We start from the raw sequence: 26969 nt of genomic DNA, 5'->3' as shown, positions 1-26969 counted from the left end.
GCTATTCCGCCGCCTGCGGGACTCCGGAGCGCTCGGACGCCGCGCGGGCCCCCGAGAGCATCAGCCCCAGATAGATCAACACCGGGGTCGAGACGAAGATCGCCGAGTATGTGCAGATCACGACGCCGCAGAGCATCACGATGGCGAAGCCCTTGATCGCCTCGCCGCCAAACAGGACCAGCGCGAGCAGCGACAGGCCCGATGAGATCGATGTCATCACGGTGCGCGACATGGTCGAGTTGATCGACAGGTTCAGCAGGTCGACGGTCGGGATGGTCTTGTACCGGCGCATCAGTTCGCGGGTCCGGTCGAACACAACCACGGTCTCGTTGAGCGAGTAGCCGACGATGGTGAGGATCGCGGCGATCGAGGTCATGTTGAACTCGATCCGGGTGATGATGAACACGCCGACCGTGAGCACGATGTCGTGGAGCGTGCCGACGATGGCGCCGAGGGCAAGCTCCCGCTCGAACCGGAACCAAAGGTACAGCAGCACCGCGACGACAGAGAGGACGACGCCGAGGGTGCCGGACTGGACCAGCTCGCCCGAGACACGGGGGCCCACGGTCTCGGTCCGGCGGAAGTCGTAGTCGGCATCGAAGGCGGTGTGCGCCTTGTTCATCACTGCCGTCTGGCCCTGCTCGCCCGGCTGAAGCGGCAGGCGCACCAGCACGGTGCCCTGATTGCCGAGTTCCTGCACCTCCGGCTCGCCGAAGCCGAAGCCGGCGGCCGTGTGCCGGATCGCCGCCACGTCCGCCTTGCCGGACTTGGCCTGCAGCTCGACCAGGGTGCCGCCCTTGAAGTCGATGCCGAAGTTCAGCCCGATCGTGAGGAACAGCACCACGGTGGCGAGCGACAGTACCGCCGAGAGCGGGAAGGTGAAGCGCCGGAATCGCATGAAGTCGAAATGCGATTCATCGGGCCAGAGGCGGAGCAGGCGCATGGTCGGTCTCGATACGTGGGGCTGCTGGGCGTTCTCGTCCTGCTCCGCCGTCATTCCGGGGCGCCCGCAGGGCGAGCCCGAAATCCAGAACCGCGGGCGAGCCGAGGTCGGCACCGTCGGCGGTCTGGATCCCGGGCTCCGCTGCGCAGCCCCGGGATGACGCGGCGGGTCGCCCGGCCGGGCGATCAGACGAAAGGCGCTTCGCCAACCTCCTGAAAAAGCTTTTGAGCGTGCATTGACCCTACCGTCAGAACGGCAGGGCCTTCGGCCGGAAGGTCTTGTACCACACCGCGATCATCATCCGGGTCAGCGTCACGGCGGTGATGACGGTGGTCAGGATGCCGAGGATGAACACCACGGCGAAGCCCTTCACCGGCCCGGAGCCGAGGAAGAACAGGATCAGCGCGGCGATCGCCATGGTCGAGTTCGAGTCGATGATCGTGGCGAACGCCCGGTCGAAGCCGGCCTGGAGCGCGGAGATCAGCGAGCGGCCGGCATGGCTCTCCTCGCGCATGCGCTCGTAGATCAGCACGTTGGAATCCACCGCCGTGCCGATGGTGAGCACGATGCCGGCGATGCCGGGCAACGTCATGGTGGCCTCGAGCACCGACATCAGGCCGAGGATCAGTCCGACATGGACCATGAGGGCGATGTTGGCGATGAAGCCGAACGTGCCGTAGGTCGCGAACATGAAGCAGACCACGAGGCCCGCCGCGACGAGCGTCGCGAGCTTGCCGGCCTCGATGGAGTCGCGCCCGAGGCCGGGGCCGACGACGCGGCGCTCGACGACGGTGAACTTGGCCGGGAGCGCGCCTGCCCGCAGCAGGACCGCGAGGTCGTTGGCCTGCTGGACCGTAAAGTTGCCGGTGATCTGGCCGGAGCCGCCGGTGATCGCCGAGCGGATCACCGGGGCCGAGACCACCTCGTTGTCGAGCACGATCGCCATGCGTCGGCCGACATTCTCTGAGGTCGCCTGGCCGAAGCGCTGCGCGCCGCGCAGGTTGAATTTGAAGCTCACCATCGGCTCGTGGGACTGCTGGTCGAAGGCGGGCTGCGCATCGGTCAGTTCGCCGCCATCAGCCATGACCCGGCGCTCGACCGGGACCTTGGCGCCCTTCTCGTCCTTCGAAGGCAGCATGTCGACGTCCCCCGAGGGGCTGTCGGCGAGCATGCGGAACTCGAGCTTGGCGGTGGAGCCGAGAAGCTTCTCGAGGCGCTCGGGGTTCTGCTCGCCCGGGACCTGGATCAGGATCCGGTCGGCGCCCTGCTGCTGGATCGAGGGCTCGGTGGTGCCGGTGGAGTCGAGGCGCCGGCGGATGACCTCGATGCCCTGGCTGACGGCGCGGCGGGTGCGGTCGGTGATGCCGGCATCGGTGAGCGTCAAGCGGATGACGCCGCCGGGCTGCTCGGCGATGTCGAGGGTGCGGGCGGCGGTCTGGCCCAGCGACGTGGTGATCGGCAGCGACAGCTCCTGGAGCTTCGGCAGGACCTTGGCCCTGGCCGCGTCGTCGGAGATCTTCACCTGCACGCCGCGCTGGAGCAGGCCGATGCCGCCGTCGGCGCGGACGTTCTCCTGCTGGAGCGTACGGCGCACGTCGTCGCGCAGCGCCTTGGCCTGGGAGGCGATCAGCTCGTTCTGGTCGACCTCAAGCAGCAGTTGCGAGCCGCCCTGGAGATCGAGGCCGAGCACGATCGCCCGCGTGGGCACGACCCAGGCCGGAAACCAGGACGGCAGGCTCGCCACAAAGCCCTTGCGCTGCTCAGGCGAGAAGAAGCTCGGCACAGCGAGCATCAGGCCGATCAGGATGAGGCCTAGCGTCGCGATGATCTTCGCACGGGAGAAGCGCAGCATAGGCCGTTGTTTTCTCTTTTGGGCCGGCGCGTCACGCCGGCCTCTTCAACCGGGAATTCAGGCGGCCTTGACCGGACCGCCCTTGGCGCGGACCTCGGAGATCATCGAGCGGACCACACGCACGCGGACGTTCGGGGCAATCTCGACCTCGATCTCGGGCTGGTCGTCCACGGCCTTGACCACGCGCCCGACCAAGCCGCCATTGGTGACGATCGTGTCGTCCCGGCGCACGGCCTTGATCAGCGTCTGGTGGTCCTTGACCCGCTTCTGCTGCGGCCGCAGGATCAGAAAATACATGATCACGAAGATCAGGACGAACGGGATCACCTGAAAGGCGATCTCCGCTCCGCCAGCGGCCGTACCGGCCCCTTGCGCGAAGGCGGGGGTGATCAACGAGCGTCTCCTGCGATTGGCACGCAGGCCTGCCGCCTGTTGCGGCGTCTGCAGACCTGTCGAAAAGCGCGCGGACTATAGCCACGGGCTTCCCGAAAGCAACGCCGAAGCGACGCGCCGCTGCGGGACCGTCACAGCAGGGCGAGAACCGCCTGCGCGAAGGCGTCCGGCGCCTCCTGGGGAAAATTGTGCCCGACCCCCGCGACGATCTCACGCCGGTACGGCCCAGTGAAGTGGCGCGCGTCGACATCGATCGCGGGCGGCGGACTGACGCCGTCATCGGCGCCGAGCAGCACCACGGACGGCGCTGCGATCGTCGGCTGGTCAGCCAGTCGCGCCTCGATATCCTCGAAGGTGGGGTCGCCCGCCACAAGCCCGAAGCGGTGGCGATAGGAGTGGACGACCACGTCGACGAAATCGGGAGTGTCGAAGGATTTGGCGGTCCGCTCGAAGGTCGCCGCGTCGAAATCCCAGCTCGGCGACCACAGGCGCCAGAGCAGGCGGCAGAACGCGTCCCGGTTCGCCGCGAGGCCCGCACGACCGCGCTCGCCGTGGAGGTAGTACTGATACCAGAGCCGGTGCTCCGCCTCTGGGGCGGCGGGCAGCCCGGAGGCCGGGATGTTCTGGATGTTGTAGCCGACACCGCAGCTCACGAGTCCCCTCGCGCGCTCCGGCCAGAGGGCCGCCGCCACGCAGGCCGCCCGGCCGCCCCAATCGTAGCCGGCGAGCACGGCGCGTTCGACCCCGAGGGCGTCCAGGAAGGCGAGGAGATCGGCCCCCAGCGCCGCCTGCTCCCCCGAGCGCGGCGTCGCGGGATCGCGGAAGCGGGTCGGCCCGTAGCCGCGCAGGTACGGGATCAGGCAGCGCACGCCGGCGGCGGCCAGCCGCTCGGCCACCGCGTCGAAAGCGTGCACGTCGTACGGGAAGCCGTGGAGCAGCACTGCGGGCGGCCCGTCCGGCGGCCCTACCTCCCGGTAGGCAACGTCCAGGACCCCGGCATTCACGCGCTGCACGGATCACTCCCTCGATGCGCCGGATCCAATATTATCTGATTCCCAGCGCAATTGCCGCATGCGCTTGCCGCCGCCGAGCTGCGCCCGACCTTGGGGCGCGGTAACGGGACGCGGAGACGACGGACTATGGGCCTGCTCGACGGTATGAAGAATGTCCTCGGCGACGTGGTCGCGGCGGCCGATCGGGCTGTCGAGCGCGCCGGCAGCGGCAAGCTCCCCATGGCTATGGCCAAGTTCTATCCCGGCGGCCTGGCCGCCTTTCTCGAGCGCCTGCGCGGGGACGGCCACGGCGACGCCGTCGACTCCTGGCTTTCCGCGGGACAGAACCGCCCCGTGCCGGTGGCCGCGATCGCGGCTTGCCTGCCGGAAGCCGTCACCGAGCGACTCGCCTATGACCTCGGCGTGCCGGCTGGTCGCGTGGCCACGGCACTCGCCGAGTTCCTGCCCGCCGCAGTGGCATCGCAGAGCGCGGACGGCAAGCTCAGGCCCCAGCCGAATTTCAGCACACAAATCCGCTGAAGCCCTCCGGTCGCCTGATTCTATTTGCGGCTCCCGGTATCGGTCGGAGACCGAAGTGCCCTAGAACCGTTTCGGACAATCGATCCACAGGAGGACCGGTATGAGCCTGTTCAATGCGCTCGGCGGCTCGCTCGAGCAGATGGCGCTCAAGGCGCTTCCCGGCATCGTTCAGCAGGTTCTGCCTGGCGGTCTCAACGTGCTGCTCGATCAGCTCCGCCGCTCCGGCTACCAGAGCCAGGTCGATTCCTGGCTGGGGCGCGGCCCGAACGAGCCGATCACCGCCGACGATCTCCGCAAGGCTCTGGACAACGAGCAAGTGCGCCAGATGGCGGAGAAGCTCGGCATCCCGATGGACCAACTGTTCCCGACGCTGGCCAAGGCGCTGCCGGATGCGGTCGACCGGAGCAGCCCGGACGGTGTGCTCCAGGGGCAGAGTTCCTGAGCGAGAGACCCGGAACGGAAACGGCGGCCCCTTTCGGGACCGCCGCACGCTTCTGAAGCCGAACTCGCGGCTCAGTTGCTGGCGAGCTGAGACATCGGGTCGACGGGGGCACCGCCCTTGCGAATCTCGAAGTGCAGCTGCGGTGACGTCACGTTACCCGAGGCTCCCGACTTGGCGATGGTCTGGCCGCGCTTGACCTTGTCGCCCGGCTTCACGTCGATCTCGCCGTTATGGGCGTAGGCCGAGACGTAGCCGTTGGCGTGACGCACCAAGACGAGCTTGCCGTAGCCTTTCACATCCGAGCCCGCATAGGCCACGGTCCCTTCCTCGGCGGCCTTGACCGGCGTGCCTTCCGGCACGGCGATGTTGATACCCTCGTTGCCCGACGTGCCGTAGCCCGAGATCACCCGGCCCTTGGCGGGCCAGCGGAAGCTCTCAGACGGCGTCGCCTCGGCGACGGAACCGGTGGCGGCGGGCTCGGGCTTGGCCGGGGCGATCGGCTTCGGTGCCTCCTTGGCGGCGACCTTCTCGGTCTTCTCCGCGGCGGCGGCCTTCTGCGCGGCCTCCTTGGCGGCCTTCGCTTCGGCGAGCTTCTGAGTCGCCTCCGCCTTCGCGGCGGCCTTCGCCTCGGCCTTGGCTTCCATGGCCTTCGCCTCGGCCTTGGCCTTGGCGTCCGCCTTCGGGTCGGCCTTCGCCTCCACCTTGCCCTTCTCGTCCGCTTTGGCGGCTTGGCCAGGACGCACGTGACGCTTCTTCTCGGCCTCCTTCAGGGATGCCTCCTTGCGCGTCTTCTCGTCGGCAGCCTTTCGGGCAGCCATGTCCCTGGCGAGCGCCTCCTTGCGCTCCGCCTCCTTCTCGGCAGCCGCGCGCTTGGCCGAATCCTTGGCCGATTCCTTGGCTTCGTCGCGCTTCGACGCGACCTTGGCTTCCGCCTGCCGGGCGTCCTCGCGCTTCTCCTCGGCGGCCCGGGCCGGCCGTGCCGTCATCGGAGCCGCCGCCGGGTTCATCCCGGAGGCGTTGTAGACCGGGATGATGATCTGTCGCCCGGGTGTGACCTGGCTCGCGTTGGTCAGGCCGTTGGCCGACAGGATCGCCGAGGCGGGCACGCCGAAGCGCGTCGACATCTGGTTCAGGCTGTCGTTCTGCGACACCGTGATCTGCGTGCCGCCATGCGTGCTCCATCCGGTCGAGCCGGTTGAGGCGATACGGGTCGCGGGCGCGGCGGCCGGGTGGCTCGGAGCCGGGCTCGCCGCGGCCGCCGGACGCGGGGTCGCGGGCGGGCTGAGAGCCTCGGACTGGATGCGGCCGGTGCGGATGACGGGCGCGGGCTTGAGGCCCCCCTCCGGCAGGCTGCCGGTGGCGGTGGGCTCCGACGAGAAAGGATTCGAGAAGGGGTTGCTCAGGCGCGAGGCGTCCGAGGAACAGGCGGCTGCACCGCCGCCGATGATGCCGATGAGCGCGACGCGCGACAGCGTCCGTAACCCCCGACCCGTACCGCGCACCCGCATCGACACACCCGTTTGCCTGACGCAACTTGATGCGCCAATGAAGACGGATTCAGGTTAAGCAACCGTTCCCGTTCAGCCTGTCCGCGGCCTCGTTGCACCCAGTGGTTTTGGTCGTCGGGCGGCGAGGGGGATGACGGGCGGGGGGAAAACGTGCCTTTTCCGGTTCGGAGGGCACCCCACATCGAGGAGATGTTTACCATCCGCGTCGCACGCGACAGCCTCGCCGACATGCCGGGGATCGAGACGGCCCGCCTCTCGATCGCCGCCCTGCGGTCGGAGGACGCCCAGGACCTGCGCAGGCTGACCGACGACCCGGCGATCACCGCTGCGGTCGACTTCCTGCCAACGCCCTTCACCCTGAGGGATGCCGAAGACCTGATCCGCAGCGGGTCGCGGGGCCAGGACCGCTTCCTCGGCGCCTGGACGCGCCGCACGGACGCGGCGCAGGCCGGCGCCGAGGTGCAGGCGGTTCAGGCGGCGTCCGAACTCGTCGGCGTCGTGGGCACGCATCTGCGCGGGCCCGGCGCGATCGAGATCGGCTATTGGATTGGTGGGGCGGCGCGTGGGCGCGGATTCGCGTTCGAGGCGGTCTCGGCGATCATCGGGCTTCTCGGCCGGCGCTTCCCGGCACGGACCATCGTGGCGGAATGCAGGCCCAGCAACATCGCCTCATGGGGCCTCCTGCAGAAGCTCGGATTCCGCGACACCGGCGAGGACGGCCACCGCCCAGGGCGGCGGCTGCTTGAGCGCCGCTGAGAACGGTCGACCGAACCGCCCGGCGCCGGTCCCGGCCGGATCCCTCAATTCACCGCTTCGGCCGTCGCCGACTTTGCACGCTCGACCGACCTGACACCCTCGACCGACTTGACCCGACGCCGCTTCTTCTTGCGCGGGCCACCGACCGCGATGGGCGGCTCGTCCTCGGACACACGCTCGGCGAGAGCGAAGCCGTGCAGTTCGGCCACTCCATTGCCATCCTGCGAACCCACCTCGGTCAGGGCGTAGAAGGCGGCGTGTACGATGTCCTTCCTGGACGCCTCGGGGTGCTGCTTATGGGCGGCGGCGCGCAGCGCCTTCGGCGTCATGCCGGGCGCGGCGATACTCCGCAGCGTCGCAGACAAAACCTCGATCGATGCCATTCCGACGCGTCCTCAACAGTGCCGCTCGCGGCGGGCGAAGGACGATAGATGGCGATCCGCCGATATTGCAAGTTCCGAACGCACGCCCCAACAGTTTTACTTTCTAATTCTATCAAAAATGCCGGAAGCGCAATTCTATATTTGGCGCATTGAATATTTACATTCGATATTTTCGCGATTATACACAAGCAGCCTTATCCGAATACCGAGCTTCAGGACGAACACAAAAAAACCCCCGGGTCCGGCCCGGGGGTTCATGCAGGCCCGGCCCGAGGGCCGACCTGAAGCGTCGGATCAGAACGTGATGCCGGTCTCGACCATGTAGCGGTCCTGCGTGGTGCGGTTGCCGGTGCGGCCGAAGCCGCTACCCAGTGTCCCGTCCGCGATGCTGCCGCGGGTGATGCCGCCGAGTTCGACGTGAGCGTATTCGAGCCGGAGGAAGTAGCGGTCGAACGTGAAGGTCGGCGTAACCGTGATCGAGAAGGCGTTGCTGCCTGCGCCGTACAGGAGGCTGGTGGTGCCGGACCCGCGCACGCCCGACTGCTCCTCGTACTCGATGCGGCCTGCGAGAGCGAAGTTGTCGGTGAAGGCGTAAGAGGCCAGCAGCGCGCCGCCGTAGCTTGAGGCACTGGTGAAGATGCCGGCGCGCGGATCACGCTCGACGTTCGTGTACTGGAAGTACGGGCTGATGATCCACGGACCGTTCGAGTAGGTGTAGTTGATGTCGAAGATGCCGCTGTTCTGCTGGAAGCCCGGGGTGGCGAACTGGTAGCGGGCACTCTGCGCGAAGGCGTTCTGCCGCCCGAGGTTCAGGCCGCCGTTGACGCCGATCGTGTTCGAATCGTCGATCTTGTAGGTGACGGCGCCCGTGAACCAGGTGATCTCGCCGGAGAAGAACCCGTCGGTTCCGGCGACCGAGGCCGACCACGGACCTTCAGCCCAGTTGAGCTGCACGCCCTGGTTGATCACGTTCTCCTGCACGAACAGCAGGCCGCGGTTGATGTTCAGATTCTGGAAGGTGAACGGCGCCTCCGTGCCGATCAAGGTCGGCATCCGGCCGCCCTGGATAGACCAGGCGTCGTTGATCTGGATCTTGCCGAAGGCGAGCGGCAGAGGCGTGAACAGCAGGTCGGTCTGCGTGATCGAGCTGACGTTGGGCACACCGAGCTGCGGGATCGCGTAGCCGCCGCCCTGGATGAAGAACTGGAACGTGCCTTCCGCCTTCTGCACCCAGCCCTGCAGGTTGGTGAAGTCGAACCGTGCGGTCCGGTCCCGGTCGTTAGGGGCCGCCGGGGTCGAGAACGACGAGAACGGATTGCTCTGCGTGTAGCCGTAGCCGGTGAGCGCGCCGCCGATGTAGAGGTCGCCGAGGCCACCGACCGCGAAGCAGGTCGGGTTCGGGTTCGCCTTTATCACCCCGTTGTAGGCCGGGCCGATCAGCGTGGCCTTGCAAGGTTCGGCCGGGGCAGGAACGGGCGCCGCAGCCGGCATGTCGGCCGCGAAGATGCTGGTCGAGGACAACAGCACGGTGGCCAGGCCGGCCAGGGTGGATCGCTTCAGCATGGTGTGGCAGCTCTTTGGAATTCGTCGACGGCCAAGCTGACACCGACCCACGAATGACACAAAAACAAACAAATGGCACTTGCCCATTTTTTGGTCATTCAAGACCGGCGAGCGCGGATCGACGAGGAAATGTGACTTTACCGCCACAATCCCGTGAGTAGCCCTGATCTGACCTCTCTCCTCGATCCGCGACTGCCTCGCTCCGATACCGATGTAGTGGCGAATCAATCTGCGGGGCCGATCGGATCACACAGAAAACCGCCGAACTCATTGCGCGCCATGCGTTGAGCCAGAGCCGGCAGGAACAGCATTGCCTCCTCGGCGAGACGCCAAGGCGGATTGACCACGATGAGCCCGCTGCCGCAGAGCCGCGTCGGGTCGTCAGGCCGGTCGATCAGCAAGTCGAGGCGCAGCGCAGGCCTGAGCAGGGCGGTGTCGAGGTCCCGGACCATGCGATCGATCGCGGCCTTGTCCTTGATCGGGTACCAGGCCAGGAAGATGCCGGTCGGCCATTTCGCTACCGCGCGGGCGAGGTGGGCGCCGAGCCGCTCGATCTCGCCCGGGACCTCGTAAGGCGGGTCGATCAGCACGAGGCCGCGGCGCTCGGGAGGCGGGATCTGGGCGTTGACCGCGGTCCAGCCGTCGAGGCTCAGAACCTTCGTGCGAGGGTCGCGTTCGTAGCGCCCGTGCAGGATCGCGGCGTCCGCCGGGTGGAGTTCCACGAACACGCCCTTGTCGCCGGGCCTCAACGCCGCGCGGATCACCGCGGGCGAGCCTGGATAGGCCGTGGCGCCGTACCGATCCCGCACCGCCGCCACGGCGGCCCTATAGGGGGCCAGCAGCGTCTCGATCTCAGGCGGGAAGGGGTCGCCCATCCGGCCCCAGCCATCCCGCCACTCGCCCGTGCGGGCAGCCTCGTCGGCTTCCAGGTCATAGACGCCGAGGCCCGCGAAGGCGTCGAGCGCCCGGAACGGTTTGTCCTTCAGCCGTAGATGGGCGAGCACCCGTGCCAGCACGAGGTGCTTGAGGACGTCGGCGTGGTTGCCGGCGTGGAAGGCGTGCCGATAGTTCATGACAGCGCCCTCAAGCGGATCCCGCGCTCCGGGTCCAGCCGGGCGCGGCGGAAACGCCGAAAAAAGTCAGCGGGCGGCGTCGAGGGTCACCTCGGGTGCGCGGCAATTGCCGCGGGCGACCTCGGGGCAGGGTGTGAAGCCGCGCAGGTCCTTGCCGAAGCAGATCCGGACTTCCTGCAGCTGTCCGCGCGTGCAGGTCACCGCCATCATGTCGGGGCGCAGGCCCCGGTTGGCGGCCACGAATTGCCGGGCGATCTCGATCGGCGCCAGCGTCTGCGGAGGACCATTGCCCTTGAGACCGTCCGGGATCGTCACGGCCAGGCGCGCGTCGCGGGCGGCCGCGAAATAGCTGGCGGGGTCGAGGCCGGAGCAGGTGCCGTGGCTGCGCCACTCATGGCGGGCCAAGCCCTCGCTCGGATAGACCTGCCCGGCCATCTCCATGGCTTGCCGGGTCGGCTGGCGCTCCACCGCGGAGCAGTTCTGGGGGTAGCCCTGGGCATATTGCGGCCAGAGTCCGTGCACGACGAAACCGAGGCCGCGGCCGGGGGTGCATTGCACGTCGTCCCGGCGCTGACCGGCGACCGCGCAGTAGGTCGGAGACCACGACAGGGAGAGCACGTAGAAATCGAACTCGCCAGGCGCGCCCCTGCGGGCGAAGCCGCCGTAATCCTGGGCGGAGGCCGGCCCCGCAAGCAGCAGGCCGGCGAAACAGGCGGCCCGGACGCGCATGGTCAGGGGCGCGCCATCCGGCAGGCCGTGGCGTAGGCGTAGGAGAGGTCGCGGTCGAGCCCGTGGACGCAGAACTCAACGCCCCAGGTCGCCCCGATGATGCCGAGGCTCTCGCGCACCGAGTAGTCGACCTTGCGGCGCACGCCGTCCGAGGTCGTGACGGTGGCGGTGCAGAAGCGGCGCGGATAGGTGTCGAGGCCCCAGGGGCGCCAGGCGGTGCGCTCGATCGTGTCGAACGACCGGATGGTCATCGACGAGTTCCAGAACTTCGCCTCCTTCTCGGCGAAATTCGTCGAGACCCGCTCCAAGACCTCGGGGGCCTGGCAGCCGGGAATCTGCGCGTCGAACGGGAAGATCCGCTCCTCGGCGGGTTCGATGTCCTCCCGGGCGGAGCGGGCGAGTGCCGGCTGCACGACGGAAAGGAGTGCCAGCCCGAGGGCGAAGCCGTGAAGGATCGAGCGCATGGCGCGTGCCTCGGCGGGGGTGCGGTCCTGCATGCGCGAGACGATGGCCCGGCCAGTGCGCCAGTCAAGCTCTCGATGGCCGGCGGGGGCACTTTAGCCGGGCGGTGCGGCGCTGCGGCTACACTGACCGGCGACGCTCACGAGCCCGCGTCAAGCGGACGCTCGCGGCTCAGTAGATCGGCCCGGTGCTCGGCGGGGGCGCCCCGAGTTGCAGCGGCTCGTCGTATTCAGGCCCCGGCTCCTCCGGCATGGCCGTAGCGACTCGCGGCGGCGGCCGGACCGGCGGCGCGGAGGCGTAGGCCGAAGCTGCAGGGACGCGGGCCGGGGCGCGGGCGACCTGGGTCGGGCTCGCGGCCTTCGACATCGGCGTGAGGCCGTAGGGATCGTCCTCCTCGACATCCAGGGGCGCCTGCGGGGCGGCCGGCTGGCGGGGCGGCGGCAGCGGGCGCGACAGGGGCCGCTCGGCGCCGGTCCCGAGTTGCGGCGTGAACTTGATCAGCGGCTGACAGATCCGCTTCAGCCCGCGCGGGTCGTGCCGCGCCAGGTCGACGTGGATGTGGTCGTAATGGAACACGTTCGAGCCCGGCGCCAGCACAGTGCTGAAACGCTGGCAGGCGCCGAGAAACACCTCGCGCAGAAAACCCTGCTCGGCCTCGGTGCCGCGCCAGCCGCCCTTCACGGTAATCACGTGGCCGTCGGCGAGCTTGAACGACATGACGTCCACGGCGTTTCCGAAGCCGTGCTCGGAGAGCTTGGCGCCCGGCTGGTTGTTGCGCCCGCGGCAGGAATACGAGCCGGCGTTGATCTCGGCCACCGGCACGCCGAAGTACAGGTTGGCGGCGGGCTGGATCGTGTCGGCGAGCCAGGCCTCGGCCTCCGCGAGGGCGGGGCAACCCAGCGTCATCCGCTGCTTCATCACCACCGTGCCGCCGGCAAGCCGCGTCACCCGGAAGGGCTGTTGCATGCCGCACGGGCCTGGCCCGTCCATGGCTGCGATCGGCGTGATGAACTCGGTCGGCTGCACGAGCTTCTTGGCCAGGCAGACCTGCTCCGCCTGGTCGCGCCACGGGTCTCGCCGCTCGAAATGGTTGATCGAGCAAGCGGTAAGCCCAGCGCCGAACAGCGCCAGGGCGGAGAACACGGATACGCCACGCCACATGACCCGGACGATGCGCACGGTCCCGTAAAGCGTTCGTCAACGCCGTTTCCGGAATGCCGCGCCCTGTGGCACCCCGGTTGACAGCGGCCCCCGACCGCGGACTGAATGCAAAATGCTTTCTCTCCTCGACCTCCGCGCCCGCATCGAAGCCGGCACCCTGACGCCCGCGGGCGCGATCGATCTATGCCGCGCGGCGATCGCCGCGCGGGAGCCGGAGTTGCGCGCGCTGGTCGCGATGGACGAGGCGGCGGCCATCCCCGAAGCCGGGCCGCTCGCCGGCATCGCGGTCGGTGTGAAGGACATCATCGACAGCGCGGGCCTGCCGACCCAGATGGGCTCGTCGATCTACGAGGGCTGGCGCCCCCGGGGCGACGCGGCGGTGGTGGCGCGGCTGAAGCGCCTCGGCGCCGTGGCGCTGGCCAAGACCACCACCACGGCCTTCGCGAGCAGTGACCCGACCGGGACGGTCAATCCGCACGATCCCGGACACACCCCGGGCGGTTCATCGGCCGGCTCGGCCGCCGCGGTGGGCGCGGGGCTGCTGCCCCTGGCGCTCGGCACCCAGACCGCGGGCTCGGTGATCCGGCCCGCGAGCTATTGCGGCTGTGCGGCGGTCAAGCCGTCGTTCCGGCTGATCCCGACCGTCGGGGTAAAGACTTATTCCTGGGCGCTCGACACGGTCGGCCTGTTCGCCGCCGGTGTCGCCGACGTCGCCCACGCCCTGGCGCTGGTGACCGGCCGCCCGGAGATCGACCGGGCCGAGGCGGCGTCCGCCCCGCGCATCGGCCTCGTCCGGCAGGACTTCGCCGAGCCGCCGGAGCCGGAAGCCGAGTCCGCGCTGATGCGGGCGCGGCGGGCGGCCGAGCGGGCCGGCGCACGGGTGACCGACCTCGCGCTGCCGCCGGAGCTGGCGCAGGCCTGGGAACGCCACCGGTTCATCCAGAACTACGAGGGCCGACTGGCGCTCGCCTGGGAATACGACGCCCATCGCGATGCGCTGCCGCCGCGGGTCCGCGAGCACCTCGATGTGGGCGACGGAATCAGCCCCGCCGAATACGACGATGCCCGCCGCCATGGCCATCACGCGCGCCGCGTGCTCAAGGGGGTGTTCGCGGATTACGACGCGATCCTGACCTTCTCGGCCCCGGGCCCGGCCCCCGCGACGCTGGCCTTCACGGGCGACCCGCGCTTCAATCAGCTCTGGACGCTGATGGGCGTACCTTGCGTGAACGTGCCGGTGCCGGGCGACCGCCTGCCGGTGGGCGTGCAGGTGATCGGCCGCTTCGGCGACGACGGGCGGGCGCTGGCGGTGGCCAGGATGATCGAATACGCGCTGCGCAGCTGACGGGAGCCGGCTCAGCCCGGCCGAGGGGACTCATCCCCTCGGCGTCCTGTCACGCGCTGGGCTGCTCGTGCAGGGTGTCCTCCACGTAGAGCTGCTCCAGCAGAACCTTGATCACCGCCATCAGCGGCAGCGCCAGGGCGATGCCCCACAGGCCGAAGATCACGCCGAGGACGAGCTGGCCGGCGAAGATCGTGGCCGGCGGAATGTCCAGCGCCCGCTTCTGGATGAACGGCGTCAGGCCATAGCTCTCGAGGCACTGCACCGCCAGATAGACGCCTGTCGCGCCGATGACGGCCTTGGTGCCCGAGGCCAGGGCGGCCAGGATGATCACGAGGCCCGCCACCAAGGGCCCTACTGTCGGCACGAAGGCGAGCAGCCCCGCCTGGAGCCCGAGGATCAGCGCGCCGCCGATCCCCAGGAAGGCGAGCCCGGCCCACGTGCAGACGAAGATCACCGCCATGATGATGATCTGGCCGAACAGCCAGTGCCGCAGGGTCTCGCCCGCCCCGTCGAGGACCTGGGCGGCGCGCCACCGCTTCTTCGGCGGCACGAACCGCAGCGCCCCGTCGCGGTAAGCCTTCGGGTCGGCCGCGAAGGCGAGGCCCAGGAAGGCGATCACCAGGACGTTGCCGAGCGCGTCGAACAGCCCGAGGATGACGGCTGCCGCGGGCCCGAGGACGCTGCCGGCGTCCGAGACGATCGAGCCGCCGCCCTTGAGCAGACCGTTGGCGAGGCCGCCGAGGCCGCCCTCCTTCTGTCCGGGCTCGGAGGCGCCGTTCTTGCGCCCCCCCTGGGGCGCGAGGCTCGGCACGTCGATGCCGCGCTCGGAGAGCCAGCCCGACACGGTGCCGGCCTGATCCTTGATCGTGGTGCCGAGGTCGCGCCCCTGCTGCACGATAGTCGCGCCGCCATAGGTCCCGAACCCCACCACGGCGGCGGCGACCGCGAGGCTGGCGATCGTCAGCCGCAGGGCCCGGGGCAGGGGCAGGACGTGGCCGAGCCCCCGGGTCAGGCCATCCAGGAACACACCGAGCAGCACGCCGGCGAAGATCAGCAGGAGCGTGCCCACCGACATCCAGGCGAGCGCCAGCGCCGCCACGAAGCAGACGACGGCGATCCCGGAGGCCGCGAGCGGCAAGGTTCCGCGCCAGGGCCCGACCGGGCCGTCCAAATCCCGAAGTTTACCGTCCGTCATCTTCGCTCCTGCACCGCGGGTTCACGAACGCCGCGGGCCAGTCGCGGTCAAGTGCGGCGCCGACCATCCTTGTGCGCGGCGCATCCAGCGGAACCCGCACGCGGGCACAGCGGGACCCGCACCGACGCCCTCGGGCCCGGCCGGAGGATCTGGAGCGGGGACCCGCTCGGCAGCGCAGTCCGCCCCCGCATCGCTTTCGCCGGAGGGGTCGTAGCGGTCCTGCTGACGGCGAATCTGTAGGGTGTTCTCAGCCCCAACGGTCAGCCGCCGCGTCGTCATGCGCGGCCGCCTCGACCCAGCCGCCGGTGGTGCCGTCGGCGAGGTGCTCGCGCTTCCAGAACGGCGCGCGGGTCTTGAGGTAGTCCATCAGAAAGCTCGCCGCCTCGAAGGCCGCGACCCGGTGGCTGGAGGCGGTCACCACCAGCACGATGCCGTCGCCCGGCGACACGCGCCCGTGCCGATGGATCACCCGCAGGGCCTGGAGGGGCCAGCGGGCGACGGCCTCCTCGGCGACCCGGAGGATCTCGGCTTCGGCCATGCCGGGATAATGTTCGAGCTCGAGCGCCGCCAGCCGGCCGGCCTCGTCGCGACACAGGCCCGTGAAGGTGACGACCGCGCCGGCCCGGCCGCCGAGTTCGGCGCTCACCCGGGCGATCTCGGCGGCGGTGTCGAAGGGTTCGGCCTGAATGCCGACGCTCGGGGCGGGCGCGCTCATGCTCCGGTCCAACGGGTCCCCGGGCGGCGCGGGCCTGTCCCACGCCTGTCACTCCCGGCCGCGCCCCTATATGGCACGGTCTGCCGCGTTCGCCGCAGGTCCGATGCGAGCACAGGCCGACACGACTGGCGATCGATGCAGCTTTCGAGATCCTCCGGATCGTCGCGGGCGCTGCGGCCGCCGGTGGAGAAGGATGACCGCGTGACCCCCGACCTGATCCTGCCCTACGAGGGTGTCCTGCCGGACTTCGCGAGCCGCCCCGTCTGGTGCGGTCGCGGCAGCACGGTGATCGGCGCGGCCCGCATCGGCGCACAGGCCTGGATCGGCGACGCGGCGGTGATCCGCGCCGACGGGCAGAGCATCAGCCTCGGGGACCGGTTCTGGCTCGGCCATCGCTCGACGGTGCACATCGCCACGCGCACGCACGGCACGCAGGTGGGCGACCGCGTCACGGTCGGGCGCAACAGCGTCGTGCACGCCTGCACAGTCGGCTGCGACGTCGTAATCGAGGACGACGTGGTGATCCTCGACGGGGCCGAGATTGGCGACGGTGCGGTGATCGAGGCTGGGTCGACGGTTTTCCCGAGGACGAAGCTGCCCGGTGGTTACGCCTATGGCGGCACTCCCGCGCGCGCGAACCGCGCGATCGGTCCGGACGAGGTCGCCGAGCGCGCCGAGCGCCTGCGCGAGCGGATGGGCGACGGATCGGCCACGGAACCCGGCGCCCTCCCGGAAGTCGAGGACAGCGTGTTCGTGGCCCGCACCGCCCGCCTGCGCGGCCGGGTCAGCCTCGGCGCGGGCGCCAGCGTGTTGTTCTGTTGCGACCTGAACGCCGAGGTCGGGCCGATCGTGGTCGGGGCCGACACCAACATCCAGGACAACACCGCAATCCGCACCCGAGCCGAGGGCGTGGTGATCGGGCGTGACACGACGATCGCCCACAACGTCCGGATCGCCGATTGCCGGATCGGCGCACGCGCGCTGATCGGCATCGGCGCCACGATCGCTCCGGGTACGCTGATCGCCGACGACGTCATGTTGGCGGCGGGCGCCACCACCGATCCGGGGCAGATGCTGGAGGCCGGCTATCTCTGGGGCGGCCGCCCGGCCCGGATCCTTTCCGCCCTCGATGCCGAGAAGCGCGCGATGATGATCCGCATCGTCGAGGGCTATTGCCGGCACGGCCGGGAGTACCGGGCCGCCCAGGAGGGATTGGCCTAGCGGCGCGCCGGGCCGATGGCCGCCGGACCCATGAAGCAGCGCCGCCCTCTGACGGCCCCGCAGTGGGGGTGGGGGGCCGCGCGTCAGCCTGGGGCTCGACCCCTTTGGCGAGGCCTTATCGAAAACTAGTGCTGCAGGATCTTCGACAGGAAGGTCTGGGCGCGCTCGGACCGGGGGCTGCCGAAGAAGTCCTCCTTCTTGGCATCCTCGACGATCTCGCCGCGGTCCATGAAGATCACACGGTCGGCGACCTTGCGGGCGAAGCCCATCTCGTGGGTCACGACCATCATGGTCATGCCTTCCTTGGCGAGTTCCACCATCACGTCCAGCACCTCGCCGACCATCTCCGGGTCGAGCGCCGAGGTCGGCTCGTCGAACAGCATCACCACCGGGTTCATCGCCAGCGCCCGGGCGATGGCCACGCGCTGCTGCTGGCCGCCGGAGAGCTGGCCCGGAAACTTGTCGGCATGGGCGCCCAGTCCGACCCGGGCGAGCAGGTCGAGACCGCGCTTCTTCGCGTCCTCGGCGCTGCGTCCCAGAACCTTGCGCTGGGCGATGGTGAGGTTCTCGGTGATCGACAGGTGCGGGAACAGCTCGAAATGCTGGAACACCATGCCGACCCGGGCGCGGAGCTTGGGCAGGTTGGTCGCCTTGTCGGCGACCCTGGTGCCCGCCACCGTGATCTGGCCCTTCTGGAACGGCTCGAGGGCGTTCACGCACTTGATCAGGGTCGACTTGCCCGAGCCCGATGGGCCGCAGACCACCACGACCTCGCCCTTGGCGACCTTGGTGCTGCAGTTCGTCAGCACCTGGAATTCGCCGTACCATTTGCTGATGTTGTCGATGGCGATCATCGTCTCGCCGGGGCCCAGAGCGGGCGCGCCCGAGACGAGACTGCCCGGCTGCAACCCGGGGTCGCGCGGGGCGTGGCCGGCATCGGCCACGGGTTCGGTGACGGACGGGGCCGGCATCGGGGTCGAGGTCATGGCGCGGACTCCAGTGTCGGTCAGCGGATGATGGCCACGCGGCGCTGGAGGCGGCGCACCAGGAACGAGGCCGAGAAGCAGATCGCAAAATAGACGACGGCGGCGAAGACATACATCTCGACCAGGCGGCCGTCGCGCTGCGCCACCTTCGAGGCTGCGCCCATGAAATCGGTGAGCGAGAGCACGTAGACCAGCGAAGTGTCCTGGAACAGGACGATCGTCTGGGTCAGCAGCAGCGGCAGCATGTTGCGGAAGGCCTGGGGCAGGATGACGTTGGCCATCGCCTGCCAGTAATTCATGCCGAGCGCGTAGGCGGCCCCGGACTGGCCCTTCGGGATCGACTGGATGCCCGCGCGCATGATCTCGGAGAAGTAGGCCGCCTCGAAGGCGGTGAAGGTGATCAGCGCCGACGGGAAGGCGCCCACCTGGATCGGGGTCGAGGCCCCGGTCATGTAGGCGCCGATATAGGGCACCAGGAAGTAGAACCAGAAGATCACCAGCACGAGCGGCAGCGAGCGGCACAGTTCGACATAGCCCTTGGCGACATGGCTCAGGCCAGGCACGCTCGACAGCCGCGCCATCGCCAGAAGGGTGCCGATCGCCACGCCGCCCGCGGCCGCCATGGCGGTCAGGGTCACGGTGAAGACCATGCCCTGCCCGAACAGGTAGGGCAGCGACGAGAGGATGACGTTGAAGTCGAAGTTCGAGAGCATCGGGGCCTGTTCGCGGTGGCCGTGCGCCGGCGGATCGGGAAATCGTGGGTCGGTGGCGGTTCAGCGCTGGCCGGGGATCGCCACCGCGCGCTCCAGGTAGGTCGCCGCGGTGACGACGATGAGGTTGATGATCACGTAAAGCAGTGTTGCCGCGGTGAACGCCTCGAACACCTGGAAGGAGAATTCCTGCATCGAACGGGCCCGGGCGGTCAGTTCCAGGAGGCCGATGGTCAGTGCAACGGAGGTATTCTTGAGGTTGTTCAGGAATTCCGAGGTCATCGGCGGCAGGATGATCCGGTAGGCGTTCGGCAGCAGCACGTAGCGGTAGGTCTGGAAGACCGTGAAGCCCATCGCGGTGCCGGCCATGCCCTGGCCGCGCGGCAGCGACTGGATGCCGGCGCGCACCTGTTCGGCCACCCGCGAGGCGGTGAAGAAGCCCAGGCACACCACCGCCGTGTAGAAGGGCGCGTCGGGCATCTGCTTGATCGCGTCGCCGAATCGCACCGGCACGACCTCCGGAAGCACGAAGTACCAGAGGAACATCTGCACGAGCAGCGGCACGTTGCGGAACACCTCGACATAGGCCGTGCCGATCGCGTTCGCGGCTTTCGACGGCAGGGTGCGCATCACCCCGATCAGGGAGCCGAGGAAGAACGCGATGAACCAGGATGAGAGCGCGGTCGCGATCGTCCACATGAGCCCGGAGAGCAGCATGTCGAGATACGTGCCGGTGCCCTCCGGCGACGCGTCGAAGAAGATCCGCCAGTTCCAGTTGTAGTTCATCGCGCCACTTCTGCCGTGATCCTATAAAATGTGCACCGCAGGACCGGGCCCGCGGTGCGCATCATCGATGGACGCGTCTCAGTAGGCCGCTGGATCGGGGCTCGCGATCGGCGTCGTGAACTGCTTCTTCATCTCCGCGCTCATCGGCAGGTTGAGGTTGATGTTGCGCGGCGGGATCGGTTTCGTGAACCAGGTATCGTAGAGCGCCTTGCCCTCCGGGCTCGTGTAGAGCTTTGCGGTCGCCTCGTCGGCAACCTTCTTGAAGGCCGGGTCGTCCTTGCGCAGCATGATTCCGTAGGGCTCGGGCTTCGACAGCGCCTCTGTGGAGATCTCGTAGGCGGACGGGTCCTTCGAGGAGGCGACCAGCGAGGCGAGCAGCACGTCGTCCATCACGAAGGCGGCGGCGCGGCCGGTCTCCACCATCAGGAACGCCTCGGCGTGGTCCTTGGCCGGCAGGATCGTCAGGCCGAGCTTCTTCTCGGTATTGGCCTCGTTGATCTGCTTGATGTTCGTGGTGCCCGAGGTCGAGACCACGGTCTTGCCCTTCAGATCCTCGATCGTGTGCAGGTTGGCCGACTTCTTCGAGACGAAGCGGGTCGCGGTCAGGAAATGGGAGTTGGTGAAGCCCACCTGCTTCTCGCGCTCGGCATTGTTCGTGGTCGAGCCGCATTCGAGGTCGATCGTCCCATTGGCCATCAGCGGGATACGGGTGGCGGAGGTGACCGGGTTGAGCTTCACGTCGAGCTTGGACAGGCCGAGATTGGCCTTCACGGCGTCAGCGATCTTGTAGCAGATGTCGAGCGCGTACCCGACCGGCTTCTGGTCGCCGCCGAGATAGGAGAACGGCACGGAGGCGTCGCGGTAGCCGATGGTGATGGCGCCGCTGTCCTTCACCTTCTTGAGGGTGCCGGTCAGTTCCTCGGCGCGCAGGCTCACGGGGGCCAGGGCGAGGCTCAGGCCGAGCGCCGCGGCGAGGCCACGGCGAGCGATATCAGACTGCATCGGTACGGAACTCCTGGATCGGGCCGAACGGTGTCGGCTGGCGGCTGGGCGCTCGGGCCTGCCCGCTCGGGCGACGCCTCTGCAATGATGGTGCCGGGAGGGGGGCGATACGCCAGCCACAACCGCGGCCCGATACGGAAAGAGAACGGCAATGGTCGTTCGACCGTCCGCGGACGCGGTTCCCGCCGCTCCCATTCGGCATTCCTCCGACACGCCGAGCCGGTCTGCTCGCTCGCGCCTCCGGCATCATGCACAGTTCTTGGGCGTACGCACGGGGTGAGGTGCACGGAACGATGGATAAGGCTGACGTTTCCGCCGCGTCGGAAATGGCACCGCCGCCCCGCACGATCGCATGCGGGACGGCGGCGGCCGGACGGCGGTGCGGGCTACTTCGTCAGTTCGTTGCCGGCGTAGTCGATCTTGCCGTCTGCGCCCTTCTTCCACTCGTACATGACGTAGTCCGGCCGCGTGATGTCGCCCTTCTTGTCGTAGGCGATCGGCCCGACCACGGTGTCGATGCTCTTGCCCTGGTGCAGCCAGTCGGCGAGCTTCTTGCCGTCGCTGGAGCCGGTCTCGGCCATCGCCTTGGCGAGCACCTGCACCGCCGCGTACGAGTAGAGCGTGTAGCCCTCGGGATCGATGCCCTTGGCCTTGAACGCAGCGAGCGCCGCCTTGGCGTTCGGGTTCTTGCGGGCATCCGGCGGGAACGTCGTCAGCGTTCCTTCGGCGGCTGGGCCGGCGATCGCCACCAGCTCGCGGTCGACCATGCCGTCACCGCCCATCATCGGCGCCTTCAGGCCCTGGTCGCGCATCTGGCGCAGGATCAGCCCGGCCTCGGTGTAGTAACCGCCGTAATAGACCACGTCGATGTTGGCTGATTTCAGCTTGGAGACCAGTGCCGAATAGTCCTTCTCGCCCGGATTGATGCCCTCGAGCAGAACCTCCTTGCCGCCCTTGGCCTTGAGCGCCTTCAGGGTCTCCTCGGCCAGGCCCTTGCCGTAGGGGGTCTTGTCGTGGACGAAGGCGATCTTCTTGCCCTTGAAGTGCTCGGCGAGATACGTGCCCGCCACCGTGCCCTGCTGGTCGTCGCGGCCGCAGGTGCGGAACGTGTTCCACATCCCGCGCTCGGTGAACTTCACGTTCGTCGAGGCCGGGGTGACCTGGATGATGCCGGCGTCGAGATAGACGTCGGAGGCCGGGATCGACACGCCGGAATTGTAATCGCCGACGACAATCTTCACCCCGTCGCTGGCGAACTTGTTGGCCACCGAGACGCCCTGCTTCGGGTCGGAAGCGTCGTCGCCGACCGTGACCGTGAAGGTCGTACCCTTGACCGTGCCGGCCTTGTTGAGGTCCTCGGCGGCCTGGCTCGCGCCGTTCTTGAGCTGCGCTCCGATGGCGGCGCTGTTGCCCGTGATCGGCGCGGCGATGCCGAGCTTGACCTCGGCAGCCTGCGCCGCCGCGATCATCGCACCCAGGGCGAGCCCGGCCAGCAAAATCGACTTCATCGCGAAATTCCCCATGTGGTTAGGTCCGCAGGTGCGGATCCGGGCGACCTCATCGGACCTCTTCCGCCACGGGCGTGCGTGCGCGCCATGTCAGCGGTGAGGTCTTCTCGTAGAGCCAGCGATACTGGCTCGTCATCTGGCGCGTGCGCGTGAATCGAAAGCCCGCCGCGCCTATGATCATGACCACGATCGCGTCGACCGCATAGTAGTGCAGCGAGACAAGTGTCCCGGAAAACAGCGCGAAATGGATGAAGCGCACCGCCGCCGCCACGAGGAGCAGGGCCAGCGCGCATTGCCAGAACGGCCGCCAGCCGCGGGCGACCGCACGGGCGGCCATCCAGCCGGCCCAGCCGCCCATCAACACGGTCACGAATAGGAACAGCCAGGCCGATTCCTCTTCGTACAGAAAGCCTTGCAGCATGCTCACGCCCCGACCGGGCCGGTATGGCCCCCTTCCAGATAGGCGGCCTTGACGTTCGGATCGTCGAGCAGCGCGCGCCCGGTCCCGCTCATCGTGACGCGGCCGTTGACCAGCACGTAGCCGCGGTGCGCGAGCTTCAGGGCGTGATAGGCGTTCTGTTCGACTAGGAAGATCGTCATCCCGTCGGTGCGGTTCAGCTCCCGGATCGCGTCGAAGATGCCCTTCACCACCAGCGGCGCGAGGCCCAGCGACGGCTCGTCGAGGAGCAGCAGGCGCGGACGGCTCATCAGGGCCCGGGCGATGGCGAGCATCTGCTGCTCGCCCCCGGACATGGTGCCGGCCCGCTGGTGCAGGCGCTCCTTCACCCGCGGGAACAGGTGGCAGACCTTCTCGAGATCCTCCGCGAAGTGGCGCTCGCCGTGCAGCGAGGCGCCCATCTGGAGGTTCTCGTAGACGCTCATGCGCGGGAAGACCCGGCGGCCCTCCGGCGACTGGGCGACGCCGAGCCGCGCGATGGCGTGGGTCGGCAGCCGGGTGATGTCGCGCCCGTCATAGGTGATCGTGCCGGAGCGCGCCTGGGGGCTGCCGAAGATCGTCATCATCAGGGTCGACTTGCCGGCCCCGTTGGCGCCGATCAGCGTGACGATCTCGCCCTCGGCCACGTCGAGGTCGACCCCCCTGAGGGCGGCGACGCTGCCGTAGTAGGTGGACACGTCGCGCACCGCGAGGAGCGGAGGCTTGCCGCCCGCCTGGATCGCCCGGGTCTCCTCGACCAGGACGTTGATGCCGGCCACGCTCATACCGGCGCCTCCGTATGGATCGTGCTCGACGGCGTGCCGTCCCCGTGCGGCACGCTGATGCCGACCTCGGCTTCCACCGCCTCCACCTCCTCGTCCTCGACGCCGAGATAGGCGGCGATCACCTTCGGGTCCGCCCGCACCTCGGCCGGGCTGCCGTCGGCGATCTTCACGCCGTAGTCGAGCACCACGACGTGGTCCGAGATCTCCATCACCACCGACATGTCGTGCTCGATCAGGAGCACCGAGGTGTCGTGCGCGTCGCGGATGTGGCGCAGGAGGGCGTTGAGCTCAGCCGATTCGCGCGGGTTGAGGCCGGCCGCCGGCTCGTCGAGGCAGAGCAGCACCGGATCGGTGCACATCGCCCGGGCGATCTCCAGCCGCCGCTGCGCGCCGTAGGGCAGGGCGCCCGCGGGATCGTCGGCCCGCGCCATCAGGTCGATCCGGTGGAGCCAGGCCTTGGCCCGCTCGATCGCCGCTCCTTGCGCGTCCCGATAGCCTTTCAGGCCGAGGAGCCCGAGGACGGTATAGCCCGAGGCGCGCATCAGCGGCTTGTGCTGGGCGACCAGTAGGTTCTCCAGCACCGTCATGCCCTGGAACAAGCGGATGTTCTGGAAGGTCCGCGCAACCCGGGCGGTGCGGTTGACCGCATGGTTCGGCAGCCGCTCGAGGAGATGCGTCGTGCCGTCGGCATGAGCGAGCGTCAGCATGCCCTCGGTCGGCTTGTAGAAGCCGGTGATGCAGTTGAACACCGTGGTCTTCCCGGCCCCGTTCGGGCCGATCAGGGCGGTGATGTCGCCGCGCCGGGCCTCGAAGGACAGGTCGGAGACGGCGGTCAGGCCGCCGAACCGCATGGTCAGGTGCTCGACGGCGAGCACCGGCGGGGCGAGGGGCTGAGCCTGCGCCCGGGATCCCGGTTGAACCGCCATCAGCCGTGCCCCTCGCTCACATGGGCGCCCGAGACGGCACGGCGCTCGCCGAGCGACACTGACGGCAGGCGCACGGAGATCAGGCCGCGGGGTCGCCAGACCATCATCGCCACCATGGCGAGTCCGAACAGCAGCAGGCGGTACTCGTTGGGGTCGAAGCCCTCGCCGAACACGGCCTTGAGGAAGCCGAGGTTGCGCAGCATCTCCGGCCCGCCGACCATGGCCACCGCGGCGATCGCGACGCCGACCTGGCTGCCCATGCCGCCCAGCACCACGATCGCCAGGATGATGGCGCTCTCCAGGAAGTTGAAGCTCTCGGGGCTGATGAAACCCTGGCGTACGGCGAAGAACGAGCCGGCGATGCCGCCGAACGCTGCCCCCAGGGCGAAAGCCGTGAGCTTGGTCGCCGTCGTGTCGATGCCGAGCGACCGGCAGGCGATCTCGTCCTCGCGCAGCGCCTCCCAGGCCCGCCCGATCGGCAGGCGGCGCAGGCGCAGGGTGACGAAGTTGGTGAACAGCGCCAGCCCGAGGATGAGGTAGTACAGGAACACGAGCCGGTGCATCGAATCGTACGGGATGCCGAACCGGGCGGCAAAGCCGTCCTCACCCGCGCTGAAGGGGATCCCGAAGAAGGTGGCGCGCGGGATCGACGAGATGCCGGCACCGCCCCCGGTGACGTCGGTCCAGTTGATCAGCACCAGCCGGATGATCTCGCCGAAGGCCAGCGTGACGATGGCGAGGTAGTCGCCGCGCAGGCGCAGGACCGGAAAGCCGAGCAGCATCCCCCACAGGCCGGCGAACAGGCCCGCGAGCGGCAGGCAGACCCAGAACGACAGGCCGAAGGTGGTCGACAGAAGGGCATAGGAATAGGCCCCGACCGCGTAGAAGGCGACGTAGCCGAGATCGAGCAGCCCCGCCAAGCCGACCACGATGTTGAGGCCCCAGCCGAGCATCACGTAGGTCAGGATCAGGATGCCGAGATCGATCCAGTAGCGGGCCGAGGACAGGCCGCCGGTGGCCAGCGCGGCGATCAGCGGCAGGGTCAGGGCGATGCCGATGAACAGCCGGAGGCCGACCTTGGAGGTCTTCTGGCCCGCATCGGGCTCGCCGTGGACGGCCTCGGTGGCCTGGGCCGGTGAGGGCGTCAGCGCGCGGCGGGCATCCCGGCGCAGCAGCACGACGCGCTGGAGGATGCGGGCGACGAAGATCGCCGCGCAGAGGGATGCCACCAAGCCCCAGCGCGGTACGAGCAGGAGGTCACTGCCGGGACCGGGCTCCGTGCGGTAGCTGACGATCGGCACGCACAGGCCGAAGGCGACGAGGGCGTAGAGCGCGGCGTCGCGCAGGATTCCGGCTATCGCGGATCCCAGGATCGCGGAATCGGAGATCGAGGTCTTGGAATGGGCCATCAGACCTTCTCGACCTCCGGCCGGCCCAGGATGCCCGAGGGCATGAAGATCAGCACGATGGCCAGGATCGAGAACGCGGCGACGTCCTTGTACTCGATGGAGAAGTAGGCCGACCAGAAGGTCTCGATCAGCCCGATGATCAGGCCGCCGAGCACGGCGCCCGGAAGCGAGCCGATGCCGCCGAGAACTGCCGCCGTGAAGGCCTTCACGCCCGGCACGAAGCCGTCCGAGAAGGACACGACGCCGTAGTACATGAGGTAGAGGACGCCCGCGACGGCCGCCAGCGCGGCGCCGAGGACGAAGGTCAGCGAGATCGTACGGTCGACGTCGATGCCGAGCAGCGCGGCCATCTTGCGGTCCTGCTCGCAGGCGCGCTGAGCCCGTCCGAACGGGGTGCGCTGCACGAGGTACCAGAAGCCGGTGAGCAGCACGGCGGTCACCGCCATGATCAGGCACTGCTTGTAAGCCAGGAACACCGCGTAGCCGTCGCGCTCGAACAGGGTGATGCCGCCCGACAGCATCGGCGGCGTCGGTTTGTTGCGCGCGCCCTGAACCACCTGCACGAAATTCGACAGGAAGATCGACACGCCGATCGCCGAAATCAGCGGCGCCAGCCGGAACGAGCCGCGCAGCGGCCGATAGGCGATGCGCTCGATCGCCCAGCCCCAAAGGGCAGTGAGCACCATGGCAACCACGAGAACGACGAGAAAGGCGAGCGCGATCGAGCTGATCCCGAGCCAGGTCGTCAGCAGCAGGAAGGTGATCAGCGCGATGAAGCAAGACACCATGAACACATCGCCATGGGCGAAGTTCACCATCCCGATAATTCCGAACACCATCGTGTATCCGATCGCGATCAGACCATAGATCGAGCCGAGCGTCAGCCCGTTGATCAACTGCTGTACGAAGACGTCCATGTACTCTCGCGGGCGCGGGTTTCTTAATCCACCCTGAGAAAGCCCCAGGCAGGGCGGCAGAGCAAGTCCCGTACCGCAGCCGCGGCCGGCCGGCCACAGGTTTCAATGCCGCGCGAACGTCCCGAGAAAACAGTCGGGCAACTCAGTAACGCGCCACGAACGGGCTTGCGTATGGCGTAGTTCGTGCTTCACGTTAACGAAAATTAGTGCTCGGCCATCCCGGTCGGCGGC

Annotated in this window: 28 protein-coding genes; 5 read left to right on the top strand and 23 right to left on the bottom strand. The window is 68.6% G+C overall.

Translation table 11 applies throughout. The features are described 5' to 3' along the window. Position 1: 1 nt before the first annotated feature. The 4 genes from secF to Q8W67_RS08645 form a co-directional block, all read right to left on the bottom strand. On the bottom strand, positions 2-943 hold the full coding sequence (gene secF / locus Q8W67_RS08660) for a protein translocase subunit SecF (RefSeq protein ID WP_305543766.1): 942 nt from the start codon (positions 941-943) through the stop codon (positions 2-4). A gap of 247 nt (positions 944-1190) precedes the next feature. Next, positions 1191-2795, bottom strand: a complete 1605-nt coding sequence (secD, locus tag Q8W67_RS08655) for a protein translocase subunit SecD (protein ID WP_305543764.1) — start codon at positions 2793-2795, stop codon at positions 1191-1193. A 57-nt stretch (positions 2796-2852) separates the two neighbouring features. After that, on the bottom strand, positions 2853-3188 hold the full coding sequence (gene yajC / locus Q8W67_RS08650) for a preprotein translocase subunit YajC (RefSeq protein WP_305543761.1): 336 nt from the start codon (positions 3186-3188) through the stop codon (positions 2853-2855). 131 nt (positions 3189-3319) lie between these two features. Next, on the bottom strand, positions 3320-4201 hold the full coding sequence (locus Q8W67_RS08645; RefSeq protein WP_305543758.1) for an alpha/beta fold hydrolase: 882 nt from the start codon (positions 4199-4201) through the stop codon (positions 3320-3322). A gap of 126 nt (positions 4202-4327) precedes the next feature. Between Q8W67_RS08645 and Q8W67_RS08640 the strand changes: the two genes are divergently transcribed. Both Q8W67_RS08640 and Q8W67_RS08635 read left to right on the top strand, forming a co-directional pair. Further along, the gene (locus Q8W67_RS08640) at positions 4328-4720 is read left to right on the top strand and encodes a YidB family protein (RefSeq protein ID WP_305543755.1); all 393 of its coding nucleotides are present in this window, start codon (positions 4328-4330) and stop codon (positions 4718-4720) included. Positions 4721-4802: 82 nt separating this feature from the next. Next, positions 4803-5162 (top strand): YidB family protein, encoded by a 360-nt coding sequence (locus tag Q8W67_RS08635; RefSeq protein ID WP_370693844.1) that lies wholly within the window; start codon positions 4803-4805, stop codon positions 5160-5162. Between the two features lie 71 nt (positions 5163-5233). Here Q8W67_RS08635 and Q8W67_RS08630 read toward each other — a convergent pair whose 3' ends face one another. Continuing rightward, positions 5234-6670, bottom strand: coding sequence for a peptidoglycan DD-metalloendopeptidase family protein (locus Q8W67_RS08630; RefSeq protein WP_305543749.1), 1437 nt, complete (start codon positions 6668-6670; stop codon positions 5234-5236). Positions 6671-6859: 189 nt separating this feature from the next. Between Q8W67_RS08630 and Q8W67_RS08625 the strand changes: the two genes are divergently transcribed. After that, positions 6860-7426 carry a GNAT family N-acetyltransferase gene (locus Q8W67_RS08625; RefSeq protein WP_305543746.1) on the top strand — a complete coding sequence of 189 codons (567 nt, stop codon included), beginning with the start codon at positions 6860-6862 and terminating at the stop codon, positions 7424-7426. A 44-nt stretch (positions 7427-7470) separates the two neighbouring features. Here Q8W67_RS08625 and Q8W67_RS08620 read toward each other — a convergent pair whose 3' ends face one another. The 6 genes from Q8W67_RS08620 to Q8W67_RS08595 form a co-directional block, all read right to left on the bottom strand. Beyond that, positions 7471-7809 (bottom strand): hypothetical protein, encoded by a 339-nt coding sequence (locus Q8W67_RS08620; RefSeq protein WP_305543743.1) that lies wholly within the window; start codon positions 7807-7809, stop codon positions 7471-7473. A 294-nt stretch (positions 7810-8103) separates the two neighbouring features. Continuing rightward, on the bottom strand, positions 8104-9372 hold the full coding sequence (locus Q8W67_RS08615) for an outer membrane beta-barrel protein (RefSeq protein WP_305543740.1): 1269 nt from the start codon (positions 9370-9372) through the stop codon (positions 8104-8106). 224 nt (positions 9373-9596) lie between these two features. Continuing rightward, complete coding sequence (locus tag Q8W67_RS08610) at positions 9597-10445, bottom strand: 23S rRNA (adenine(2030)-N(6))-methyltransferase RlmJ (RefSeq protein ID WP_305543737.1); 849 nt, start codon at positions 10443-10445, stop codon at positions 9597-9599. Between the two features lie 66 nt (positions 10446-10511). After that, on the bottom strand, positions 10512-11174 hold the full coding sequence (locus tag Q8W67_RS08605) for a ribonuclease T2 (RefSeq protein ID WP_305543734.1): 663 nt from the start codon (positions 11172-11174) through the stop codon (positions 10512-10514). Positions 11175-11176: 2 nt separating this feature from the next. After that, a complete protein-coding gene (locus Q8W67_RS08600; RefSeq protein WP_305543732.1) occupies positions 11177-11638 on the bottom strand; it encodes a hypothetical protein in 462 nt (153 codons plus the stop codon). A 169-nt stretch (positions 11639-11807) separates the two neighbouring features. Further along, positions 11808-12797, bottom strand: coding sequence for an extensin family protein (locus tag Q8W67_RS08595; RefSeq protein ID WP_305543729.1), 990 nt, complete (start codon positions 12795-12797; stop codon positions 11808-11810). Positions 12798-12909: 112 nt separating this feature from the next. Here Q8W67_RS08595 and Q8W67_RS08590 point away from each other — a divergent pair, with 112 nt between their 5' ends. Further along, positions 12910-14142: an amidase gene (locus tag Q8W67_RS08590; RefSeq protein WP_305543726.1), complete on the top strand. Its 1233-nt coding sequence runs from the start codon at positions 12910-12912 to the stop codon at positions 14140-14142. Between the two features lie 49 nt (positions 14143-14191). Here the strand turns inward: Q8W67_RS08590 and Q8W67_RS08585 are convergent, their stop codons facing one another. Both Q8W67_RS08585 and Q8W67_RS08580 read right to left on the bottom strand, forming a co-directional pair. After that, positions 14192-15337: an AI-2E family transporter gene (locus tag Q8W67_RS08585; protein ID WP_305543723.1), complete on the bottom strand. Its 1146-nt coding sequence runs from the start codon at positions 15335-15337 to the stop codon at positions 14192-14194. 247 nt (positions 15338-15584) lie between these two features. Then, positions 15585-16052, bottom strand: coding sequence for a molybdenum cofactor biosynthesis protein MoaE (locus Q8W67_RS08580; RefSeq protein ID WP_305543720.1), 468 nt, complete (start codon positions 16050-16052; stop codon positions 15585-15587). A 201-nt stretch (positions 16053-16253) separates the two neighbouring features. Between Q8W67_RS08580 and Q8W67_RS08575 the strand changes: the two genes are divergently transcribed. Further along, entirely contained in the window at positions 16254-17273 is a 1020-nt protein-coding gene (locus tag Q8W67_RS08575) for a gamma carbonic anhydrase family protein (RefSeq protein ID WP_305543717.1), read from the top strand. A gap of 125 nt (positions 17274-17398) precedes the next feature. Here the strand turns inward: Q8W67_RS08575 and Q8W67_RS08570 are convergent, their stop codons facing one another. The 10 genes from Q8W67_RS08570 to Q8W67_RS08525 form a co-directional block, all read right to left on the bottom strand. Beyond that, on the bottom strand, positions 17399-18127 hold the full coding sequence (locus Q8W67_RS08570; protein ID WP_305544171.1) for an amino acid ABC transporter ATP-binding protein: 729 nt from the start codon (positions 18125-18127) through the stop codon (positions 17399-17401). Between the two features lie 152 nt (positions 18128-18279). After that, the gene (locus tag Q8W67_RS08565; protein WP_305543714.1) at positions 18280-18972 is read right to left on the bottom strand and encodes an amino acid ABC transporter permease; all 693 of its coding nucleotides are present in this window, start codon (positions 18970-18972) and stop codon (positions 18280-18282) included. A gap of 60 nt (positions 18973-19032) precedes the next feature. Next, positions 19033-19755, bottom strand: a complete 723-nt coding sequence (locus tag Q8W67_RS08560; protein WP_305543711.1) for an amino acid ABC transporter permease — start codon at positions 19753-19755, stop codon at positions 19033-19035. Between the two features lie 78 nt (positions 19756-19833). After that, a complete protein-coding gene (locus Q8W67_RS08555; RefSeq protein ID WP_305543708.1) occupies positions 19834-20757 on the bottom strand; it encodes an amino acid ABC transporter substrate-binding protein in 924 nt (307 codons plus the stop codon). A gap of 386 nt (positions 20758-21143) precedes the next feature. Next, on the bottom strand, positions 21144-22265 hold the full coding sequence (locus Q8W67_RS08550; protein ID WP_305543705.1) for a branched-chain amino acid ABC transporter substrate-binding protein: 1122 nt from the start codon (positions 22263-22265) through the stop codon (positions 21144-21146). Between the two features lie 49 nt (positions 22266-22314). Then, positions 22315-22683, bottom strand: a complete 369-nt coding sequence (locus Q8W67_RS08545; RefSeq protein WP_305544168.1) for a DUF6867 family protein — start codon at positions 22681-22683, stop codon at positions 22315-22317. Positions 22684-22688: 5 nt separating this feature from the next. After that, the gene (locus tag Q8W67_RS08540) at positions 22689-23486 is read right to left on the bottom strand and encodes an ABC transporter ATP-binding protein (RefSeq protein WP_305543702.1); all 798 of its coding nucleotides are present in this window, start codon (positions 23484-23486) and stop codon (positions 22689-22691) included. Beyond that, positions 23483-24412: an ABC transporter ATP-binding protein gene (locus Q8W67_RS08535; RefSeq protein ID WP_305543700.1), complete on the bottom strand. Its 930-nt coding sequence runs from the start codon at positions 24410-24412 to the stop codon at positions 23483-23485. The genes Q8W67_RS08540 and Q8W67_RS08535 overlap by 4 nt, the downstream gene beginning before the upstream one ends. Continuing rightward, positions 24412-25821, bottom strand: coding sequence for a high-affinity branched-chain amino acid ABC transporter permease LivM (gene livM, locus Q8W67_RS08530; protein WP_305543697.1), 1410 nt, complete (start codon positions 25819-25821; stop codon positions 24412-24414). The genes Q8W67_RS08535 and livM overlap by 1 nt, the downstream gene beginning before the upstream one ends. Next, positions 25821-26738, bottom strand: coding sequence for a branched-chain amino acid ABC transporter permease (locus Q8W67_RS08525; RefSeq protein ID WP_305543694.1), 918 nt, complete (start codon positions 26736-26738; stop codon positions 25821-25823). The genes livM and Q8W67_RS08525 overlap by 1 nt, the downstream gene beginning before the upstream one ends. Positions 26739-26969: the final 231 nt, after the last annotated feature.

It is taken from the genome of Methylobacterium sp. NEAU K, assembly GCF_030700285.1.
Taxonomy (GTDB): domain Bacteria; phylum Pseudomonadota; class Alphaproteobacteria; order Rhizobiales; family Beijerinckiaceae; genus Methylobacterium.
Note: the sequence above shows the minus strand (reverse complement) of the source record. Positions and strands in the feature narration are given on the sequence as shown.

What these genes read in the sequence shown, in the direction of transcription:
- Q8W67_RS08550 (WP_305543705.1), bottom strand. Translation starts at nt 22,265, where the DNA reads ATGAAGTCGATTTTGCTGGCCGGGCTCGCCCTGGGTGCGATGATCGCG.
- Q8W67_RS08630 (WP_305543749.1), bottom strand. Translation starts at nt 6,670, where the DNA reads ATGCGGGTGCGCGGTACGGGTCGGGGGTTACGGACGCTGTCGCGCGTC.
- Q8W67_RS08525 (WP_305543694.1), bottom strand. Translation starts at nt 26,738, where the DNA reads ATGGACGTCTTCGTACAGCAGTTGATCAACGGGCTGACGCTCGGCTCG.
- Q8W67_RS08560 (WP_305543711.1), bottom strand. Translation starts at nt 19,755, where the DNA reads ATGAACTACAACTGGAACTGGCGGATCTTCTTCGACGCGTCGCCGGAG.
- secF (WP_305543766.1), bottom strand. Translation starts at nt 943, where the DNA reads ATGCGCCTGCTCCGCCTCTGGCCCGATGAATCGCATTTCGACTTCATG.
- Q8W67_RS08625 (WP_305543746.1), top strand. Translation starts at nt 6,860, where the DNA reads ATGTTTACCATCCGCGTCGCACGCGACAGCCTCGCCGACATGCCGGGG.
- Q8W67_RS08640 (WP_305543755.1), top strand. Translation starts at nt 4,328, where the DNA reads ATGGGCCTGCTCGACGGTATGAAGAATGTCCTCGGCGACGTGGTCGCG.
- Q8W67_RS08605 (WP_305543734.1), bottom strand. Translation starts at nt 11,174, where the DNA reads ATGCGCGTCCGGGCCGCCTGTTTCGCCGGCCTGCTGCTTGCGGGGCCG.
- Q8W67_RS08610 (WP_305543737.1), bottom strand. Translation starts at nt 10,445, where the DNA reads ATGAACTATCGGCACGCCTTCCACGCCGGCAACCACGCCGACGTCCTC.
- Q8W67_RS08595 (WP_305543729.1), bottom strand. Translation starts at nt 12,797, where the DNA reads ATGTGGCGTGGCGTATCCGTGTTCTCCGCCCTGGCGCTGTTCGGCGCT.
- Q8W67_RS08620 (WP_305543743.1), bottom strand. Translation starts at nt 7,809, where the DNA reads ATGGCATCGATCGAGGTTTTGTCTGCGACGCTGCGGAGTATCGCCGCG.
- Q8W67_RS08535 (WP_305543700.1), bottom strand. Translation starts at nt 24,412, where the DNA reads ATGGCGGTTCAACCGGGATCCCGGGCGCAGGCTCAGCCCCTCGCCCCG.
- Q8W67_RS08540 (WP_305543702.1), bottom strand. Translation starts at nt 23,486, where the DNA reads ATGAGCGTGGCCGGCATCAACGTCCTGGTCGAGGAGACCCGGGCGATC.
- Q8W67_RS08580 (WP_305543720.1), bottom strand. Translation starts at nt 16,052, where the DNA reads ATGAGCGCGCCCGCCCCGAGCGTCGGCATTCAGGCCGAACCCTTCGAC.
- livM (WP_305543697.1), bottom strand. Translation starts at nt 25,821, where the DNA reads ATGGCCCATTCCAAGACCTCGATCTCCGATTCCGCGATCCTGGGATCC.
- Q8W67_RS08555 (WP_305543708.1), bottom strand. Translation starts at nt 20,757, where the DNA reads ATGCAGTCTGATATCGCTCGCCGTGGCCTCGCCGCGGCGCTCGGCCTG.
- Q8W67_RS08585 (WP_305543723.1), bottom strand. Translation starts at nt 15,337, where the DNA reads ATGACGGACGGTAAACTTCGGGATTTGGACGGCCCGGTCGGGCCCTGG.
- Q8W67_RS08565 (WP_305543714.1), bottom strand. Translation starts at nt 18,972, where the DNA reads ATGCTCTCGAACTTCGACTTCAACGTCATCCTCTCGTCGCTGCCCTAC.
- Q8W67_RS08600 (WP_305543732.1), bottom strand. Translation starts at nt 11,638, where the DNA reads ATGCGCTCGATCCTTCACGGCTTCGCCCTCGGGCTGGCACTCCTTTCC.
- Q8W67_RS08570 (WP_305544171.1), bottom strand. Translation starts at nt 18,127, where the DNA reads ATGATCGCCATCGACAACATCAGCAAATGGTACGGCGAATTCCAGGTG.
- Q8W67_RS08590 (WP_305543726.1), top strand. Translation starts at nt 12,910, where the DNA reads ATGCTTTCTCTCCTCGACCTCCGCGCCCGCATCGAAGCCGGCACCCTG.
- secD (WP_305543764.1), bottom strand. Translation starts at nt 2,795, where the DNA reads ATGCTGCGCTTCTCCCGTGCGAAGATCATCGCGACGCTAGGCCTCATC.
- Q8W67_RS08615 (WP_305543740.1), bottom strand. Translation starts at nt 9,372, where the DNA reads ATGCTGAAGCGATCCACCCTGGCCGGCCTGGCCACCGTGCTGTTGTCC.